Here is a 19657-nt window from a genome sequence, read left to right on the forward strand (position 1 = left end):
GAATCCGCCTGAGCCCTCGCGATGATCACCAACTCTGCAGTCGATGAGCAACGTTTCCGCAAACTGTTAAGTCGCAACGTCAGTTTACCTTTGGCCGTCGGCGTGCTGAGTGCGGCCTTCTTCGTCATTCTGATCTCTTATCTGTTGTCGGCCATTCAGTGGGTCGAACACACAGACCGGGTCATCAACAACCTCAATCGCTCGCTCAAGCTCTCGGTGGACATGGAAACCGGCATGCGCGGCTTTCTGCTGACCGGCGATGAGCGTTTCCTCGACCCCTACGAAGTGGCCAAGCCGGCCATCATGAGCGAGCTCCAGGGCCTTGAAGAACTGGTCGCCGATAACCCGGATCAGGTCGACCGCTTCAAGCGACTGGCCGCGCTGCAATCATCCTGGAACGACTTCGCCCAGGAGATGATTAATCTGCGCCGCGCCGGTGGCGACTATCAGACGCCGATCAAGGAGCGTCGCGGCAAGCGCCTGGCCGACGAGATGCGTGATCAATACGAGCAGGCGGCCAACGTCGAGCACCAGCTGCGTCTGACACGCAACACCGACGTGACCCACACCACCGTGATGTCGGTCTCGCTGTACGTCACGTTCATTCTGATCGTCAGCGGGATTCTCGCCTGGGTCGGACGTCGTGACATGACCACGCTGTCCAACACCTACGCCGCCAACCTGCGGGCGCAACAGCTGGACGCTGATCGCTTGTCCCATGTCGCCTGGCTGCGCAACGGTCAGAGCGAACTTGCCGAGCAGGTGATCGGCCAGCTCACCCTCAATCTGCTGGGCCGCAACGTGCTGCATTTCTTCGCCCAGTACCTGGGTGCGGTGGTGGCGGCGGTGTACGTACGCCAGGAGCATGGCGGTCTGGTGCGCGTGGCGTCCTATGGTTTCTCCCGCGAGCAGGAACAGCACGAGCAGTCGATCTACAGCGGTGAGGGCGTGGTCGGCAAGGCGGCCGAGCAGGATCAGATCATCACCCTGGACAACGTCCCTCAGGACTATTTCAAAGTCACCTCCGGCCTGGGTGAAGGCTCACCGCGCAGCGTCGTGGTGGTGCCGACCAGCAACGATGACCACGTCAACGGCGTGATCGAGCTGGGCTTTCTTCGCGAGCTGACGCCCCGTGACCTGGAGTTCCTTGAGCTGGTGGCCGAGAACGTGGGCACCTCTATCGAGGCAGCCCGCTACCGTCAACGTTTGCAGGAAGTGCTCGCCGAAACCCAGCAGCTCAACGAAGAGCTTCAAGTGCAGCAGGAAGAACTGCGCACCGCCAATGAAGAGCTGGAAGAACAGTCGCGGATTCTCAAGGAGTCCCAGGCGCACCTGGAAATCCAGCAGGCGGAGCTTGAGCAGACCAACGAACAGTTGGCCGAGCAGAGCAAGGCGCTGGGCGATCAGCGTGATGCGCTGGACCGCAACAATGAAGAACTGCACATCGCACAGATTGAACTGGAAGCCCGCGCCGACGAGTTGCAGCGCTCAAGCAAGTACAAATCCGAGTTCCTGGCCAACATGTCCCACGAGCTGCGCACGCCGCTCAACAGCTCGTTGATTCTGGCCAAGCTGCTGGCGGAAAACCCGCAGGACAACCTCACCGCCGAGCAGGTCAAGTTTGCCGAATCGATCTACTCCGCCGGTAATGACTTGCTCAACCTGATCAACGACATTCTGGACATCTCCAAAGTCGAAGCCGGCAAGCTCGACATGCGGCCGGAAAACAGCAGCGTCAGCCGCTTGGTCGAAGGCCTGCGCATGACCTTCGAACCGTTGGCGGCCGAGAAGAAGCTGGAGTTCTCGGTGGAGATTCAGTCAGGCACGCCGGTCTCGCTGTACACCGATCGCCAGCGCCTGGAGCAGATCCTCAAGAACCTGCTGTCCAACGCCGTCAAGTTCACCGAAAGCGGCACCGTCAGCCTGACCGTGTCCCGTCAGCCGGGCGAGGGCGTGGCCTTCACCGTTCGCGACTCCGGGATCGGCATCGCCGAGGAGCAGCAGGAGAGCATTTTCGAAGCGTTCCGTCAGGCCGACGGCACCACCAATCGCCGTTACGGCGGCACGGGCCTGGGGCTGTCGATTTCCCGCGATCTGGCCCGCCTGCTGGGCGGTTCGATCAGCGTGACCAGCGCGCCGGGGCAGGGCAGTATTTTCACCCTGGTCATGCCGGAAGAGTACGTCGAAGTCGAGCCTTCACAGTACGTCGAGGGGCCAGCAGCGGCTGTGCAGCCTGCGCCGGTTCCAGCCCGCATCACGCCGCCTGCGCCTGTCGCTGCCAAGCCTGCGGCGGCGGCAACACCCATTCCGCGCTTCGCTGATGACCGCGAGAAGGCGCCGTTCAGCAATCGCTGCATCCTGGTCATCGAAGACGAAGTGCGCTTTGCCCACATCCTCTACGATCTGGCCCATGAACTGGGCTACAACTGCCTGGTGGCCCATGCCGCCGACGAAGGCTTCGACCTGGCCTCCTCGTTTATTCCGGACGCTGTGCTGCTGGACATGCGCCTGCCGGACCATTCCGGTCTGACGGTCCTGCAACGTCTGAAAGAGCTGCCAAGCACCCGCCACATCCCGGTGCACGTCATTTCCGTCGAAGACCGTCAGGAAGCGGCGCTGCAAATGGGCGCCATCGGCTACGCGGTCAAACCGACCACCCGCGAAGAGCTCAAGGATGTCTTCGCCCGCCTCGAAGCCAAGCTCACCCAGAAGGTCAAACGCATCCTGCTGGTCGAAGACGATGCCTTGCAGCGTGACAGCATCGCGCGCCTGATCGGCGACGATGACATCGAGATCACGGCAGTCGGCTTCGCTCAGGACGCCCTTGATCTGCTGCGCGACAACGCCTACGACTGCATGATCATCGACCTGAAACTGCCGGACATGCTCGGCAACGAGTTGCTAAAGCGCATGTCCATCGACGAGATCTGCGCGTTCCCGCCGGTCATCGTCTACACCGGCCGCAACCTGACCCGTGACGAAGAAGCCGAGCTGCTGAAGTACTCGCGCACCATCATCATCAAAGGCGCGCGCTCGCCGGAACGGTTGCTCGACGAGGTGACGCTGTTCCTGCACAAGGTCGAGTCGCAGATGTCGAACGAGCGCCAGAAGATGCTGAAGACCGCGCGCAGTCGCGACCGTGTGTTCGAAGGGCGCAAGATCCTCGTGGTCGACGACGACGTACGCAACATCTTCGCCCTGACCAGCGCGCTGGAGCACAAAGGCGCCATCGTCGAGGTGGGGCGCAATGGCCTGGAGGCGATCGAGAAGCTCAATACCGTCGAGGACATCGATCTGGTGCTGATGGACGTGATGATGCCGGAGATGGACGGCTACGAAGCCACCATCGAGATTCGCAAGAACCCGCGCTGGCGCAAGCTGCCGATCATTGCCGTGACCGCCAAAGCGATGAAAGACGATCAGGATCGCTGCCTGCAGGCCGGTTCCAACGACTACCTGGCGAAACCGATTGACCTGGACCGGCTGTTCTCGCTGATTCGCGTGTGGTTGCCCAAGATGGAACGTATCTGAATGAACCGGATCAATTGACCGCCTTTTTGCCCGATCCAGAGTGTTGCCGATGCACCAAGAACGAGACGCCGATATCGAGTTACGCTTGCTCATTGAAGCGATTTACTTGAAGTACAGCTACGATTTCCGCGATTACTCGGGTGCGTCGGTGAAACGACGTGTGGCCCACGCGTTGCGTCAATTTGAACTGAAGACCATTTCCGCGTTGCAGGAGCGGGTGTTGCATGACCCTTCGGCGTTCATGCAGCTGCTGCAATTCCTGACGATCCCGGTCAGCGAGATGTTCCGCGACCCGACGCACTTCCTGGCGATCCGCGAAGAAGTCGTGCCGCTGCTCAAGACCTACCCGTCGGTCAAAGTCTGGATTGCCGGCTGCAGCACCGGGGAGGAGGTTTACTCGATGGCGATCCTGCTGCGCGAGGAAGGCCTGCTCGATCGCACGATCATCTACGCCACCGACATCAATCCCAATTCGCTGGAGAAGGCCAAGCAAGGCATCTTCTCCATGGAAAACATGCGCGCCTACAACGAGAACTACATCAAGGCCGGCGGCAAGCGGCTGTTTTCGGAGTACTACACGGCCGCCTACGATTACGCGATCTTCGATAAGACCTTGCGGGAGAACGTCACCTTCGCCGATCACAGCCTGGCGACAGACAGCGTGTTCTCCGAAACACAGTTGATCTCCTGCCGCAATGTGCTGATCTACTTCAACAAGAAGCTGCAGGACCGCGCCTTCGGGCTGTTTCACGAGTCCCTGTGCCACCGCGGATTCCTCGTGCTGGGCAGCAAGGAAACCCTGGATTTCTCCGGGTACAAAAACCAGTTCGACCCTCTGGTCAAACTCGAGCGGATCTACCGCAAATCATGAGAACGTCGTTTCCTTGCCCGTCCCCCGACCAGCCCGCGCTGCCGGCGGTGGACGCGATTGTGGTCGGCGCATCGGCCGGCGGTGTCGAAGCGCTGTTGAAGATTTTCCGCACGCTGCCCAAGGGCTACCGGTTGCCGATCGTTGCGGTGCTCCACGTGCCGGACCAGCGCCGCAGCCACCTGGCCGAGGTCTTCGCCATGAGCGTGGCGATGCCGGTCAAGGAGGCCGACGACAAGGAAACCATCACGCCGGGCACGCTGTACTTCGCCGCGCCCGGGTATCACCTGTCGGTGGAGAATGATTTCAGTCTGTCATTGAGTCAGGAAGAACGGGTACATCATTCGCGCCCGAGCATCGACGTACTGTTCGAATCGGCTGCTGACGCGTACGGTAAGCGGCTGGCAGGGGTGCTGCTGACCGGCGCCAGCAGCGACGGCGCGCGCGGTACCGCAAAAATCAAAGAATACGGTGGCCTCACCGTGGTCCAGGACCCGGCACAAGCGCTCGTGCGAACCATGCCCGAGGCGGCGCTTGCCCTTCATACGCCGGATTTTCTATTGCCTTTGCCCGACATTGGGTCCCTGCTTGTCGAGCTGGAACGAATTGCATGCTGAGTGAAATCAAAGCCAAACTGCTGATCGTCGACGATCTGCCGGAAAACCTGCTCGCCCTCGAAGCGTTGATCAAGCGTGAGGACCGTCAGGTGTTCAAGGCGTTGTCTGCTGATGAGGCGTTGTCGTTGCTGCTCGAACACGAGTTCGCGATGGCGATTCTCGACGTGCAGATGCCAGGGATGAACGGCTTCGAACTCGCCGAGCTGATGCGCGGTACCGAGAAGACCAAGAACATTCCGATTGTGTTCGTCAGTGCCGCCGGGCGAGAGCTCAATTACGCGTTCAAGGGTTATGAAAGCGGTGCCGTGGATTTCCTGCACAAGCCCCTCGATATTCATGCGGTGAAGAGCAAGGTCAACGTCTTCGTCGACCTGTATCGCCAGCGCAAGGTCCTCAAGCAGCAACTCGATGAGCTCGAACGCAGCCGCGCGGAACAGGAAGCCCTGATGCAGGAGCTGAAGTCGACCCAGAGCGAGCTGGAGCGTGCGATCCGCATGCGCGATGACTTCATGTCGATCGTCTCCCACGAGGTGCGCACGCCGCTCAATGGCCTGATTCTCGAAACCCAGCTGCGCAAGCTGCATCTGGCCAAGGACAACGCTTCGGCGTTCACCATGGAAAAACTCAGGGCCATGGTCGACCGCGATGAGCGGCAGATTCAGAGCCTGATCCGGCTGATCGAGGACATGCTCGATGTGTCGCGGATCCGGACGGGCAAACTGTCGATCCGTACCAGCCCTTTTGATTTGTCGGAGTTGGTGGTCAATCTGGTGGAAAGCTATTCCGCGCAGATCGCCGCTGCCGGCAGCGCGGTGACGTTCCAGGCGAAGACGCCAGTGATTGGCGTGTGGGATGAGTTCCGTATCGAGCAGGTGGTGGCGAACCTGTTGACCAATGCGTTGCGCTACGGCGAGCGCAAGCCGATCGAGTTGCGGGTTTACAGCGAGGCTGGCGAGGCGCGGGTGGAGGTGCGTGATCACGGGATCGGGATCAGTCCGGAAAATCAGAAGCGTATTTTTCAGCAGTTCGAGCGGGTCGCGGCCAGTCATGCGGTGGCAGGGCTTGGCCTTGGGTTGTTTATTTCCGACCAGATCGTGGCCGCTCATGGCGGGCGGATTAGTGTCGAGAGCGAGGAAGGGGCGGGGTCGATGTTTCGGGTTTCATTGCCGCTCTGATCAAGATATCTAAGATCAAGATCACAAGCGTCTGCCTGGGGGCAGACTGTTTCGCCTTCGGCGAGTTACTTGGAAAAGCACCCCAAGTAACCAAGGGTGCCTGCTCCTGGTTGGGCCCTTCCTTCGTCAGGGTTCCTTCACTCCGGTCCCGCTCCGTGGGCCCGCTGCCATCCGCCATCCATGGCGGGGGGCAGCTCTCGCCGCATCCATGCGGCTCGGCCCACGGAGCGAGACCTGCGTTCAGCCTGCACCCAAGTCGCGTGCTGCGGTGTCTGGTCTATCGAGTAGAAGATCAACAGCAAAAGCTTCCCGGCTAAAGCCGGTCCTACAGTCGGAGCCAGTCCCACTGACTGAACGCGCTACTGTTTAGTGGGACCGGCTTCAGCCGGGAAGAGGCCAGCCCAAGCGCCAACAGTTTTGCTGATAGCACCCCCTACCTGTGGGAGCGAGCTTGCTCGCGAATGCTGTTGCTGTTGCTGTTGCTGTTGCTGTTGCTGTTGCTGTTGCTGTTGCTTTTGCTTTTGCTTTTGCTTTTGATCTTCTACGCGGTAGTCCGAACACCACAAAACGCGACTTGGGTGCAGGCTGAACGCAGACGACGCGCAGTGGGTCGAGCGGCATGGATGCCGCGAGAGCGCCGTCAGGACATGGATGTCCGTTCGGCGCGGGCCCACGGAGCGTCGTCGGAGTGAAGGAGCCCGACGCAGTCGGGCCCAACCGAGAGCAAGCACCCTTGGTTACTTGGGGTGCTTTTCCAAGTAACTCGCCGAAGGCGAAACAGGAGGCCGTTAGGCCGACCCATCTGGCCTTCAATCAAATAACTGAACACCCTGCGCAACCTCCAGCGCGGGCCATGGTCGTAATGGCAGCTATCTATAAGATCAAAGGCGTTCAAATGAGCTCTGATGCAGAAAATGTCGTACTCATCGTCGAAGACGAGCCGCTCATTCTGATGCTGCTCTCCGACTACCTGTCGGGCGAAGGCTATCGGGTGTTGCAGGCGGAGAACGGGGAGCAGGCGTTCGAAATTCTTGCCACCAAACCCCACCTCGATTTGATGATCACCGATTACCGCCTGCCCGGCGGCGTGTCCGGCGTCATGATCGCCGAGCCCGCCGTCAAGCTGCGACCGGAACTCAAGGTCATCTTCATCAGCGGCTACCCGGCTGAGATCGTTGATTGCGGCAGCCCGATCACCAAAAAAGCGCCCATCCTCGCCAAGCCGTTCACCATGGAAACGCTGCACTCGAAGATTCAGACCCTGCTCAACTGATTCTGCTGCCCCTCAGATACAAACAACAAAGCCGGCAATCGCCGGCATTTGTGTCAACCCCTCTCGCGTTAGCCCTCGATCATTTCCCGTACCTTGGCCGTCAGTTGGTCAAAGGCAAAAGGCTTGGTGATCATCTGCATGCCTTCTTCCAGGAACCCCGAGCGGGCACTGGCGTTTTCCGCATAACCGGTGATGAACAGTATTTTCAGGTCCGCGCGCAGCTGCCGGCCAATGTCCGCCAACTGCCGCCCATTCATGCCCGGCAGGCCGACGTCGCTGATCATCAGGTCAATGCGCTGGCTCGATTCCAGAATCGGAATCGCGCCGACCGCATCACCGGCTTCGACGTACGCGTAACCCAGTTCGCTCAGCACCTGGCTGACCAGCGCGCGCACGGCCGGATCGTCCTCAACCAGCAGAATGGTCTCGCCCTCACGGGCCTGCGGTGTGTCGTTGGGCAGGGCGGGGCCCTCCTGCTGCGCCGCGCCCTGATAACGCGGCAGGAACAGCTGCACCGTGGTGCCGTCGCCGACCTGGCTCTCGATCGCGACGTGGCCGTGAGATTGCTTGCTGAAGCCATAGATCATTGACAGGCCGAGGCCGGTACCCTGGCCGATCGGTTTGGTGGTGAAAAACGGATCGAAGGCCCGGCTGATGACGTTCTCCGGCATCCCGCAGCCCGTGTCGCGCACACTGAGCACCACGTAGTCACCTGGCAGCAGGTTCTCGTAAGCGTTGGTGAAGTCGCGGTCGAGGCGGCGGTTGAAGGTCTCGATCATCAGCATGCCGCCCTCGGGCATGGCGTCGCGGGCGTTGAGCACCAGGTTGAGCAGGGCGCTTTCAAGCTGGTTCGGGTCGGCCTCGGCGGTCCACAGTTCCGGGTCCAGGCACATGTCCAGGCGGATGCTCTCGTTGACGCTGCGATTCAGCAGTTCACCCATGGAGTTGACCAGGTCATTCATCAAGACCGGCTTGGGGTCCAGCGACTGACGGCGCGAGAACGCCAGCAAGCGGTGGGTCAGGGCGGCGGCGCGATTGGCCGAGGTCACACCCAGGTCAATCAGGCCGTCAAGGTCGTCGGTGCGTCCCCGTGCCAGCCGGCGCCTGAGCAGTTCGAGGCTGCCGATGATGCCGGTGAGCATGTTGTTGAAGTCGTGGGCGATACCGCCGGTGAGCTGGCCCACTGCTTCCATTTTCTGCGACTGACGCAGGACTTCTTCGTTGTGGCGCAACTGTGAAGTGCGTTCCTCGACCTGCTGCTCCAGGGTTTCGTTGAGCCGGCGCAGCTGCTGCTCGGCCAGCTTGCGTTCGGTGATGTCCGAGGTGACCCCGGAAAGCAGGCTGACGCGGCCATTGCGCGCGCGGATCGCCCGAGCCCTGATGTCCATCCAGTGGACCGAGCCGTCCGGCCAGACGTTGCGGAACTCGATGATGAAATCGGCCCCGCTGTCCAGGGTGTGCTGAAGCACCGACTGCATGCGCGGCTGATCTTCGGGGTGCACCGCGCTTAGCCAGTCTTCATAGGAGAGCGTGTCGCGCTCGTCCCAGCCAAAGTGCGCTTTGGTGATGTCCGAGCATTCCAGCGCGAGGAATTCAGTGTCGAGCTGCCAGGAACCCAGTCGCCCGGCTTTCAGCGCATGTTGCAGGCGCTGCTCGCTTTCCAGCAATTCTTCCAGGCGGCTGCGGGCTTCATATTGTCGTCGACGCCCGCGGACGGCGGTGCTCACCAGGCTGATCAGCGTGGCAGGGTGGAACGGCCGCTCCAGGAACGTGACGTTGCCGAGCATCTTGCCCAGGTGCGCCGAGGGGTTCTGTTTCGGGCCGCCGTGGTGGGTCAGCAACACGATGGGGAAGTCCGACCAGGCCGGTTGATTGGCCAGCAGGCTGAGCAGCGGGTTGATGTCCGCGCTGCGCAACGCCTCATCGGCGATGATCGCCAGGCCGGCACCGGACATCAGCTCACTGCACAGCTGCGTCAGGTCGTGGGTGATGATCGCCGGATAGCCGGCTTCCTGCAGCATGGTCAGCGCGATCTGGCTGTCGCGTCCGAGAGGGGCCAGGATAATGGCCCGCTCCGATAACTGTCCCGGAGTGCTCACGCGTCGGTGTCCTGCAGCAGCGGGCTGCGATCACCGAGGTATTGCGGGATACCCCTCAACACGCCCTGAAAGGCTTCCAGCGGTTCGCCGATGGTCATGCCGGACGCACTGATGCGGTATTCACGAATGGTTGACTCATGGGTGCCTGTGCGTTTTTTGATGACGGAAATGGCCCGACGGACCTGACCCAGTGCTTCGAAATAACGCAGCAGGATCACCGAATCGGCGAGATAGGTAATGTCGACTGGCGTCTGCATGTCGCCGACCAGGCCGTGCTGGGCGACGGTCATGAACGTCGAGGCGCCGTGACGGTTGAGGTAGAGCAGCAACTCGTGGACGTGCAGGACCAGCGCGTTCTCTTCAGGCATCGCGGCCTGGTAACCGTTGAGGCTGTCGATCACCACGGTCTGAATGCCCATTTCGTCGACGCAGCGGCGAACGCGGTGGGCAAATTCGCCCGGCGACAATTCAGCGGCGTCGACTTGCTCGATGAGCAGGTTGCCGGTTTCTTCAAGTGCGTGAAGATCAATGCCGAGTTTGCTCATCCGGGTGTACAGCAGGCCAAGTTCTTCATCGAAGATAAACAGCGCGGCCTTCTCGCCGCGCTCCACCGCCGCGGCGGCGAATTTCAACGCGATCAGCGATTTGCCGGTGCCCGCAGGCCCCAGGATCACCGTGCTGGAACCGCTGTCCAGACCGCCACCGAGCAGGGCGTCGACTTCCTTGATGCCGCTGCTCAGCTGGCGGCTGACGTAGCCAGCCCGGTGCTCGGCCGCTACCAGACGCGGGAACACCTGAATGCCGTCGTCCATGATGTTGAAGTCGTGATAGCCGCCGCGGTACTTCTGGCCGCGGTACTTCACCACCCGAAGGCGTCGGCGTTCGGCGCCGTAGGTAGGCGTCTGACCTTCGAGTCGGATCACGCCGTGGGCCACGCTGTGCACGGTTTTGTCCAGGGATTCAGTGGTGAGGTCGTCGAGCAGTACGACGGTGGTGTCGTAGCGCGCGAAGTAATGCTTGATCGCCAGGATCTGCCGGCGATAGCGCAGTGAACTCTGCGCCAGCAGGCGGATTTCCGAGAGGCTGTCGATGATCACCCGCGAAGGTTTGACCTGCTCGACAATTTCGAAAATCTGCTTGGTGGCCTCGCCCAGTTCAAGGTCGGAGGAGTACAGCAAGCTCTGCTGATGGGCCGCATTCAACAAATCTTCAGGGGGGGTGAGCTCGAATACCGAGATGTTCTCGTCCAGCTCCCAACCATGGGAGCGTGCGCCATCGCGCAATTCGCGTTCGGTTTCAGACAGCGTGATGTACAGACCACGCTCGCCCGCCGCCGAGCCTGCCAGCAGAAACTGCAGCGCGACGGTGGTCTTGCCGGTGCCGGGCTCTCCTTCCAGGAGAAACACGTGGCTGCGCGAAAGACCACCCGCAAGGATGTCATCCAGGCCCACGATACCGGTTGCCGCTTTTGATGTAGTCAAGAATCGCCCTCTTGCGACCTGAGAAAAGGTCGGGCGCCGAAACAGGTTCGAACGCCCCCGGCAGACATGTTCGGAAGGTCCGATTCCATGCAGCCATGACTCTGGACCTTTGCCGCCTGAGACCGTTCAGTTTATTGCTGGCCGACCGATGGCATCCCCGGAACGCAACGGGTTCGCTGTCCGGCAAATGGCGCAACCGTGGCCTGCGGGCGCACCGACCGACTTGCTATGATCCGGCGTCATGGAATAAACCCCGTCTGCCCTAAAAGGATCTAAAGCCGTGTCTGACTACAGTGCGTTCAAGGTCGAACTGGCCGACCACATTGCCCACTTCCAGATCAATCGTCCGGAAAAAATCAACGCGATGAACGCTGCGTTCTGGCAGGAAATCATCGAGATTTTCCGTTGGGTCGAGGACACCGACGACGTCCGCGTGGTGGTGCTCAGTGGCGCTGGCAAACACTTTTCTTCGGGCATCGACTTGACGCTGCTCGCCTCGGTGGCCAGCGAGCTGGGCAAGGACGTGGGCCGCAACGCCCGCCTGCTGCGGCGCAAGATCCTGCAGATGCAGGAATCCTTCAGCGTGGTTGATCGATGCAGCAAGCCGGTGCTCGCCGCCATTCAGGGCTATTGCATCGGCGGCGCCATCGATCTGATCAGCGCCTGTGACATGCGTTATGCCGCGGACGATGCGCTGTTTTCCATTCGCGAAATCGACATGGGCATGGCGGCGGACGTCGGCACCCTGCAGCGACTGCCGCGCTTGATCGGCGACGGCATGATGCGCGAAATGGCCTACACCGGCCGTAACGTCGGCGCCGAAGAAGCCCTGCGCATTGGCTTGGTCAATCGCACATTCACTGACCTGCCGCAGTTGCTCGAAGGCGTGTTCGCCATCGCCCGGGACATCGCCGGTAAATCACCCATCGCCATCAGCGGCAGCAAGCGCACGATCGGCTACATGCGCGATCACAGCGTGGACGACGGTCTCGAATACGTTGCCACCTGGAACGCTGCCATGTTGCAATCGGCCGACCTGAAGCTGGCGATGGTCGCTCACATGAGCAAACAGAAGCCGGTTTTCGACAATTGACTGACCTATTTGAATGCATCACCGACGCCTGCCTGTGAGTCTCCCTACCGGGCTGCAGACGGGCCCGTCGGTGCTCAGAGGAGTTGAGGCATGACGCCCCCGAAGCGTTGGACCACCGCCGTGCTTGATGTTCAGGCACCCGGCGGCTGGGCCGTGGTTCAGAGTGACCAGGGCTTTTTGAAAGACAGCAACGGCGTGCTGTTCCCCCGCGAATGGCTGAAGCGCCAGGAACTCCCGTTACTGCACGAGCATGGCATTGGCCATTTTGACGGCGAGCCGGTGTACGTGCAGACCCTCCAACATTCGCCGGGGTCGGATCTGGCGTTGGAGGCTGAGGGTTCGCAGTGGCAGACCCTCCGTCAGTTCATGCTCGCCGACGACGCCGATGTGTTCCAGATGCTTGGCTACGCGGCGCAGATCAGCACTTGGGCCCGTGAACATCGTTTTTGTGGGCGTTGCGGTCAGGCGGCGCAGCAAGTGCCGGGGGAGCGGGCGATGTATTGCCCGCACTGCGATCTGCGCGCGTATCCGCGGATTTCGCCGAGCATGATCGTGCTGATCACCCGCGGCGATGAAGTGCTGCTGGCGCGCTCGCCGCGTTTTGTGTCGGGGGTCTACAGCACCCTGGCCGGGTTCGCCGAACCGGGCGAGTCTGCAGAGGACTGTGTACGGCGCGAGGTGATGGAAGAGGTCCGGGTCACCGTCAAGAATATCCAGTACAAGGGCAGCCAGTGCTGGCCGTTCCCGCACTCGATGATGCTCGGCTTCCACGCCGAATACGACAGCGGCGAGATCGTGCCCCAGGCAGACGAAATCGAAGACGCCCAGTGGTTCAGCATCCATGACCTGCCGCCGTTGCCGGCCAGTCGCTCGATTGCGCGCTACCTGATCGATCTGTATCTGGCCCAGCGCTCGGGCTCAGTTGAACCAGTGCTGCCAGGCCAGGCGGACGGTTAAGCCCAGCACCACGGTAATGAAGACAGGGCGGATGAACTTCGCGCCGCCCTTGATCGCGGTTCTGGCGCCGAGAAAGGCGCCGACCATCAGCGCCAGGCCCATCGACAGACCAATGACCCAGTCCACCGAGCCGTTGATGGCGAAGATCATCAGCGCGGCGGCGTTGCTGACGAAGTTCATGCTGCGCGCGACGCCGCTGGCTTTCACCAGATCGACCGGGTACATCAACAGCGTGCTGACCGTCCAGAACGCCCCGGTGCCGGGCCCGGCCACGCCGTCGTAAAAGCCCAGCCCGAGGCCTTGGGGCAGCTGCCATTTGGTCTTGATCGGCGCATTGCTGTCCAGCGGCGCCTTGGGCGTGCCGCCGAACAGAAGGTAAAGGCCGCAGCCGAACACGATCACCGGGAGCATCTGGTTCAGCAGTTCGGCCGGCAGATAATGCGCGACTACGGCACCGATCAGCGCACCCACCGCCGTGCCGATCAGGGCGCGTTTCCACTGCCCCGGATTGAACAGCTTGCGCCGGTAAAAGGTGTAGCTGGCAGTGGCCGAGCCAAAGGTCGAGCTGAGCTTGTTGGTGCCCAGCACCAGATGCGGCGGCAGGCCGGCAGTGAGCAGGGCGGGCGTGGTCAACAGCCCGCCGCCGCCTGCGATGGCGTCGATGAAACCGGCGGCAAAGGCAACGACAGCCAGCACCAGAAGGGTAATGGGTTCAACGGTGAGTTCGAACGGCATGGGAAGGCGCTTATCGGGCAGATGGGCAGAATGGCTGCCCGGAAGCGCAGCATTCTACCTGCAAGGCGCGCGGTGTAGTAGGACCGGCTTCAGCCGGGAAGGGGCCGGTGGGGACACCCTTGGCTTTCGGTCTGACCTGACTCAAATATCCGACACACTCACCCAGCGCATCTCCTTCGCCGCAATCCGAATCGCTGTGGCCAGGCGCTCGACCTCCATCGCTTCGGCAAAATCCGTCCCGCTCGAAACCTGCCCACCCAGCGCCTGGATGAGGTCGTGCACTTCCAGTGTCTTCAGTTCGTTGTACCCCAACTGATGCCCCGGCGCCGGGCAGAAAGACGCGTACCCGGGTTGCGCAGGACCCGCCAGAATCCGCTGAAAGCCGTCGCGTCCCCGGGATCCTGTTCGGTACAGCCGCAGCTCGTTCAAGCGTTCCTGATCAAACGACAATGTCCCTTCGGTGCCACCGATCTCGAAGCTCAGGTGATTCTTGTAGCCGTGCTTCAGCCAACTGCTGCCGAACGTACCTCGCGCGCCGTTGGCGAAGCGCAGCAGCGCGTAGGTCTGGTCATCAATACTGATCGCCCGTTGCTCTTCGCTGCCGCGCGTGGCCGGGCGTTGCGGATACACGGTTTGCGAGTCTGCGCACACCGCCTCGACATCGCCGAGCAGGTACCGCGCCATTGCCAGCAAATGGCTGCCGAGGTCCGCCAGGGCCCCGCCGGCATGGGCCTCTTCGCAGCGCCACGACCACGGCGACAGCCCATCGCCCATGAAGTCCTCGCTGAATTCCCCCTGAAAACTGACGATCCGGCCCAGCTCGCCACGCTCGATCATCTGCTTTGCCAACCCGATGATCGGATTGTGCTGGTAGTTGTAACCGACCCTTGTCACCACGCCGGCCTTGCGCGCTGCCGCCTGCATCTCCCGCGCCTGCGCCAGACTCACCGCCAGCGGCTTCTCGCAATACACTGCCTTGCCCGCTTCAAGGGCCGCCATGGCCATGGGGAAATGCAGCTGATTTGGCGTGGTGATCGCTACCAGGTTGACCGCCGGATCGCTGATCAGCTGTTGCCAGTCGCCATGGCTGCGCTGGAACCCCCAACTGGCTGCGCACTGTTGCGCGCGCGCAGCATCGGCATCGGCCAGCGCGACAAGGGTGAGGTTGAAGGGCAGATCGAACGTAGTGCGTGCGTTGTGAAACGCCAGGGCGTGAGCCCGACCCATGAAGCCCGTGCCGATCAGGCCGACGCCCAGTTCTGGAAGAGAATTCCCGCGCATGACAGCGTGTCCTTTAAGACGTGTTGTTGTGCGGAAAATGTAGGCGGTTGGGGGCGCCTGATGGAATCTTTATTCCATCAGGAACACCTCAGTTTCACCTCAGCGGCGTGGGTCTGCCTCCACGACTCAGGACAGAAACCCGCCGTCCACATTCAACGCCACGCCCGTCGTGTAGCTCGACGCGTCGCTCGCCAGGTACAGCACCGTCCCCGCCATCTCGCTCGGCGCCGCCACCCGCTTGAGGGGAATCTGCGCCAACGCGGTGTTGAGGATCTTCTCGTTGCTCACCAGCGCCGAGGCGAATTTGGTGTCGGTCAGGCCCGGCAGCAGGGCGTTGCAGCGGATGCCGAACTGTGCACATTCCTTGGCGAAGACTTTGGTCATGTTGATCACCGCCGCTTTGGTCACCGAGTAGATGCCCTGATACACCCCCGGCGAGACGCCGTTGATCGACGCCACGTTGATGATGCTGCCGCCGCCGTGTTCGCGCATCAGCTTGCCGGCCTCCACGGACATGAAAAAGTAGCCGCGGATGTTCACGTCGACGGTCTTCTGGAACGCACCGAGGTCGGTATCCAGCACGTTGCAGAACTGCGGGTTGGTCGCCGCGTTGTTCACCAGAATGTCCAGGCGGCCAAACTGCTCGCGGATCTGCGCGAACACGGCTGTGATCTGTTCGATTTCACCGATGTGGCAGGCGATGGCGGTGGCCTGGCCGCCCTCGGCAATGATCGCGTCCGCGACCTGCTGGCAGCCGTCGATCCTGCGGCTGGAGACGATGACATGGGCGCCTTGCTGGGCCAGCAGTTTGGCGATCGCTTCGCCGATGCCACGGCTGGCCCCCGAGACGAAAGCGATCTTGCCATCGAGGTCGAACAGTTGGGTCTTGGACATGTTGTTTTCCTTGTCGTGTCGCAATCAGAGGCTGGAACGCTCAATCACTTGCAGGGCCATGCGCTCGAGCAGGGCGTTCATGTGAATGAACTGAGCGAAGCGCTTGTCCTGGGTCTGGCCGTGGAAGAAGCGGTAGTAGATTTGCTGGACGATGCCCGCCAGACGGAACAGACCGTAGGTGTAGTAAAAATCGAAATTGTCGATGGCAATGCCCGAGCGCTCGGCGTAGTACGCCACGAACTGCTCACGGGTGAGCATGCCCGGCGCATGGCTGGGCTGGCGCCGCATCAGTTGCACCGGCGCGGGGTCGTCCGCCTGAATCCAGTACGCCAGACTGTTGCCCAGGTCCATCAGCGGATCACCCAGCGTGGTCAGCTCCCAGTCCAGCACACCGATGATTTGCATCGGGTTGTCGGGGCCGAGGATCACGTTGTCGAAGCGGTAGTCGTTGTGCACCAGGCTGGAGACGGGGTGGTCCGCCGGCTGCTTTTCGTCCAGCCAGCGCGCGACCTTTTCCCAGCTTGGGGCATCGGCTGTGCGCGCTTTCTCGTAACGCTCGGTCCAGCCGCGAATCTGCCGCTCAATGTAACCCTGGGGCTTGCCCAGATCGCCGAGGCCACAGGCGTTGTAATCCACCTGATGCAGTTCCACCAGCCGATCGATGAAGCTCTTGCACAGGGTTTCGGTCTGCGCGGCATCGAGGTTCAGCTCGGCGGGCAACTCCGCGCGCAGAATGATGCCCTTGACCCGCTCCATCACGTAAAACTTGGCACCGATCACGCTGTCGTCAGTGCAATGCAGGAACGCCTTGGGGCAATAGGGGAATGCGTCGCGCAGTTGATTGAGGATGCGGAATTCGCGGCCCATGTCGTGGGCGCTTTTCGCCTTGTGACCGAACGGCGGGCGGCGCAGAACCAATTCCTGCTCGGGGTACTTCAGCAGGTACGTCAGGTTCGACGCGCCACCGGGAAACTGGCTGATCTGCACGCTACCGCTCAGGCCGGGGACGTGGGCTTTCAGGTACGGGTCGATCAATGCAGCGTCGAGCTCTTCGCCGGATCGAACCGGGGTGGACTGGTCGGTGAGCGCCATGCGTATCCCTGCAGATTATTTTGGTGGGCCAGGATCATTGGCTAATCTAATGCGCACCGGCGACCGCGAACAAGGGCTATTGGCGCGGGTGTTACGCCGCAATCAGCCGCCCTGATTCACAGGCGGGAGGCGCTGTCTTGCACGTCGCCCGGACGAAAAAAAACCGAAGCCGGGCAGCTTCGGTTCTTTCGCAACGGCGGTGCGTCCTCAGGAAGGAAACAGCTCGCTCAGTTTCATCGCCAGCATCATGTCGCCTTCAGCGCGCAGTTTGCCGCCCATGAACGCCTGCATGCCGTCGGTCTCGCCGCTGACGATGCCTTCCAGGGTTTCGCCGTCCATCACCAGGGTGACCTGCGCGTCCGGGTTCTCGCCTTCCTGCAATTCGCAGGTGCCGTCCTTGACGATCAGGGAGAAGTTCTTGGTTTCGTCGATGCGGAAACCGAACACCAGGTCCAGGCCCGCAGCAGCGGCTGGGTTGAACTTGGCTTTCATGGCGTGGACGGCGTTTTCTACGGAGCTCATGGTGTGATCCTTTTATATGAGTAGTGATGAGCACTTTGCGAGTGCGATTGGCCGGGCTCAGCGATAGGTGATGAGCTCCGGCGCCTTCATCAGTTGCAAGTGCGCGTAACTGTTGAAGGAAGCCAGGGACACCTCGCGCTCACGGAACTTCACGTGATTGAGCGAGGTGTTGACGATGTGCCAGTTCAGTTCAAAAGCCTGGGTGGCCGGCATCTGTGTGATCAGGTGGAGCAGGGCGGTGATGGTGCCACCGGAGGTGAACACGGCGATGCGGTCGCTTGGCCCGGCGCTGTCGAGGATGCCGCTCAGGCCGGCTTCGACCTGCTCGACGAAGGCCTGCCAGCTCTGCAGGGCGGCGGCGTCGTGATCGCCCACCAGCCAGCGGCGGATGATCGCGGCGAACAGGCGCTGGAACTCGGCGCGGTTGTTGGCCGCGTCGCGCATGATCTCGAAGGCGTCCGGTTCTTCATCCAGCATCGCCGGGAGCAGCGCGCGGATCACGCCTTCTGCGTTGAATTCGTTGAAGGCGATGTCGGTTTCAAGTTCGGGGGTGACAAGGCCGGCAGCGTCGAGCTGGGCGATCACCGTTTCGGCCGTGTGGCGCTGGCGGAACAAGGCGCCACTGATGCAGCGGTCGAAGTTCAGACCCAGCTGGGCGAGGTGTGCGCCGAGGATTTCGGACTGACGAAAACCGGTAGGCGACAGGACGTCGTAATCGTCCGCACCAAACGAGGCCTGGCCATGTCGTATGAGATAGATGCTGCCCACGACCGCTTCACCCTGGCACGTTGAAAGTGCTGGGAGGTTATGAGGACGGCCCGCGGTCTGTCAATGAAAAAACATACGCTCGTTTGAATTGGCCGATCTGTCCCGTATCCGCCGTCGCGTCACTGGCTCGGCCACCGGCGCGCCGGTATGCTTGGCCCCACTCGCGATCCTCTGCCGAGGGTCTGCTGTACCGGTAAGGAGTTTCTGTGGAGTTCATTTTCGATTACGCCAGCTTCCTGGCAAAGACCGTCACCATCGTGATCGCGATCATTGTGGTGCTGGTGGTCATCGCGTCGATGCGCGGTCGCGGGCGCCGTGGCGCAGGCGGTCAGTTGCACGTCACCAAACTCAATGACTTCTACAAAGGGCTGCGTGATCGCCTCGAAGGTTCGCTGCTGGACAAGGCGCGGCTCAAGGCGCTGCGCAAGTCCCAGGCCAAGGAACTGAAAAAGGAAAAGAAGTCCACCGAGGTCAAGTCGCGGGTCTACGTGCTCGACTTTGACGGTGACATCAAGGCTTCGGCCACCGAGAACATGCGCAACGAGATCACCGCGCTGCTGGCCCTCGCCACCCCCAAGGATGAAGTGGTGCTGCGCCTGGAGAGCGGCGGCGGCATGGTCCACAGCTACGGTCTGGCGTCATCGCAGCTGGCGCGGATTCGTCAGGCGGGCATTCCGCTGACCGTCTGCATTGACAAGGTCGCGGCCAGCGGCGGCTACATGATGGCGTGCATCGGCACCCGTATTATCAGTGCACCGTTCGCAATCCTCGGGTCGATCGGCGTGGTGGCTCAACTGCCCAACGTCAATCGTCTGCTGAAAAAGCATGACATCGATTTCGAAGTGCTGACCGCCGGCGAGTACAAGCGCACGCTGACGGTGTTTGGCGAAAACACCGAGAAGGGCCGTGAGAAATTCCAGGAAGATCTGGACATCACCCACGAGCTGTTCAAGAACTTTGTCGCCAGCTACCGCCCGCAGTTGCAGATCGACGAAGTCGCCACCGGCGAGATCTGGCTGGGCATTGCCGCCAAGGACAAACTGCTGGTGGATGAGCTGAAAACCAGCGACGAATACCTGTCGGAGAAAGCCAAGACCGCCGAGGTGTTCCACCTGCACTACGCCGAACGCAAGAGCCTGCAACAGCGGGTTGGCATCGCCGCGAGCACGTCGGTTGACCACCTGGTGACAGGGTGGTGGGGCAAGCTGACGCAGCAGCGGTTCTGGTGACTGATCCCTTGAGCGCATCGCGTGAAGGCTGCATGAACCCAT

17 protein-coding genes are annotated in these 19657 nt (G+C 61.5%); 9 read left to right on the top strand and 8 right to left on the bottom strand.

What is annotated here, in order from left to right; genetic code table 11:
- Positions 1-21: 21 nt before the first annotated feature.
- The 6 genes from QWI18_RS02625 (at position 22) to QWI18_RS02650 (ending at position 7464) form a co-directional block, all read left to right on the top strand.
- Positions 22-3531 carry a response regulator gene (locus QWI18_RS02625; RefSeq protein ID WP_369318136.1) on the top strand — a complete coding sequence of 1170 codons (3510 nt, stop codon included), beginning with the start codon at positions 22-24 and terminating at the stop codon, positions 3529-3531.
- A 49-nt stretch (positions 3532-3580) separates the two neighbouring features.
- Positions 3581-4402: a protein-glutamate O-methyltransferase CheR gene (locus tag QWI18_RS02630; protein ID WP_065991398.1), complete on the top strand. Its 822-nt coding sequence runs from the start codon at positions 3581-3583 to the stop codon at positions 4400-4402.
- Positions 4399-5016, top strand: a complete 618-nt coding sequence (locus QWI18_RS02635) for a chemotaxis protein CheB (protein WP_369318137.1) — start codon at positions 4399-4401, stop codon at positions 5014-5016. The genes QWI18_RS02630 and QWI18_RS02635 overlap by 4 nt, the downstream gene beginning before the upstream one ends.
- Positions 5010-6191 (top strand): ATP-binding protein, encoded by a 1182-nt coding sequence (locus tag QWI18_RS02640; RefSeq protein WP_369318138.1) that lies wholly within the window; start codon positions 5010-5012, stop codon positions 6189-6191. The genes QWI18_RS02635 and QWI18_RS02640 overlap by 7 nt, the downstream gene beginning before the upstream one ends.
- Before the next feature lie 451 nt (positions 6192-6642).
- Positions 6643-6780: a hypothetical protein gene (locus QWI18_RS02645; RefSeq protein WP_369318139.1), complete on the top strand. Its 138-nt coding sequence runs from the start codon at positions 6643-6645 to the stop codon at positions 6778-6780.
- Positions 6781-7086: 306 nt separating this feature from the next.
- Positions 7087-7464 carry a response regulator gene (locus QWI18_RS02650; protein ID WP_065991401.1) on the top strand — a complete coding sequence of 126 codons (378 nt, stop codon included), beginning with the start codon at positions 7087-7089 and terminating at the stop codon, positions 7462-7464.
- A 68-nt stretch (positions 7465-7532) separates the two neighbouring features.
- Here QWI18_RS02650 and QWI18_RS02655 read toward each other — a convergent pair whose 3' ends face one another.
- A complete protein-coding gene (locus QWI18_RS02655; protein WP_369318140.1) occupies positions 7533-9563 on the bottom strand; it encodes a response regulator in 2031 nt (676 codons plus the stop codon).
- A complete protein-coding gene (locus QWI18_RS02660; protein WP_296308434.1) occupies positions 9560-11044 on the bottom strand; it encodes an ATPase domain-containing protein in 1485 nt (494 codons plus the stop codon). The genes QWI18_RS02655 and QWI18_RS02660 overlap by 4 nt, the downstream gene beginning before the upstream one ends.
- A gap of 280 nt (positions 11045-11324) precedes the next feature.
- Between QWI18_RS02660 and QWI18_RS02665 the strand changes: the two genes are divergently transcribed.
- Together QWI18_RS02665 and nudC are read left to right on the top strand one after the other, a co-directional pair.
- Positions 11325-12137, top strand: coding sequence for a crotonase/enoyl-CoA hydratase family protein (locus QWI18_RS02665; protein ID WP_369318141.1), 813 nt, complete (start codon positions 11325-11327; stop codon positions 12135-12137).
- A gap of 90 nt (positions 12138-12227) precedes the next feature.
- Positions 12228-13094: an NAD(+) diphosphatase gene (gene nudC, locus QWI18_RS02670; RefSeq protein ID WP_369318142.1), complete on the top strand. Its 867-nt coding sequence runs from the start codon at positions 12228-12230 to the stop codon at positions 13092-13094.
- Here the strand turns inward: nudC and QWI18_RS02675 are convergent.
- The 6 genes from QWI18_RS02675 to QWI18_RS02700 all read right to left on the bottom strand — a co-directional run bounded on the left by QWI18_RS02675 (position 13056) and on the right by QWI18_RS02700 (position 18386).
- On the bottom strand, positions 13056-13829 hold the full coding sequence (locus QWI18_RS02675; RefSeq protein ID WP_065991406.1) for a TSUP family transporter: 774 nt from the start codon (positions 13827-13829) through the stop codon (positions 13056-13058). The genes nudC and QWI18_RS02675 overlap by 39 nt on opposite strands.
- Before the next feature lie 141 nt (positions 13830-13970).
- The gene (locus tag QWI18_RS02680) at positions 13971-15110 is read right to left on the bottom strand and encodes a Gfo/Idh/MocA family protein (RefSeq protein WP_369318143.1); all 1140 of its coding nucleotides are present in this window, start codon (positions 15108-15110) and stop codon (positions 13971-13973) included.
- 126 nt (positions 15111-15236) lie between these two features.
- On the bottom strand, positions 15237-16004 hold the full coding sequence (locus QWI18_RS02685; RefSeq protein ID WP_369318144.1) for an SDR family oxidoreductase: 768 nt from the start codon (positions 16002-16004) through the stop codon (positions 15237-15239).
- 24 nt (positions 16005-16028) lie between these two features.
- Positions 16029-17096: a phosphotransferase family protein gene (locus tag QWI18_RS02690; protein WP_065991409.1), complete on the bottom strand. Its 1068-nt coding sequence runs from the start codon at positions 17094-17096 to the stop codon at positions 16029-16031.
- Positions 17097-17303: 207 nt separating this feature from the next.
- Complete coding sequence (locus QWI18_RS02695) at positions 17304-17618, bottom strand: SCP2 sterol-binding domain-containing protein (protein ID WP_065991410.1); 315 nt, start codon at positions 17616-17618, stop codon at positions 17304-17306.
- Between the two features lie 57 nt (positions 17619-17675).
- Positions 17676-18386 carry a histidine phosphatase family protein gene (locus QWI18_RS02700; RefSeq protein WP_369318145.1) on the bottom strand — a complete coding sequence of 237 codons (711 nt, stop codon included), beginning with the start codon at positions 18384-18386 and terminating at the stop codon, positions 17676-17678.
- Between the two features lie 206 nt (positions 18387-18592).
- On the opposite strand from QWI18_RS02700, the gene sohB reads away from it, so the two are divergent.
- Positions 18593-19615 carry a protease SohB gene (sohB, locus tag QWI18_RS02705; protein ID WP_369318146.1) on the top strand — a complete coding sequence of 341 codons (1023 nt, stop codon included), beginning with the start codon at positions 18593-18595 and terminating at the stop codon, positions 19613-19615.
- Positions 19616-19657 lie beyond the last annotated feature (42 nt).

Source organism: Pseudomonas sp. W2Oct36 (assembly GCF_041060465.1).
In the GTDB taxonomy this organism is placed as follows: domain Bacteria; phylum Pseudomonadota; class Gammaproteobacteria; order Pseudomonadales; family Pseudomonadaceae; genus Aquipseudomonas; species Aquipseudomonas graminis_B.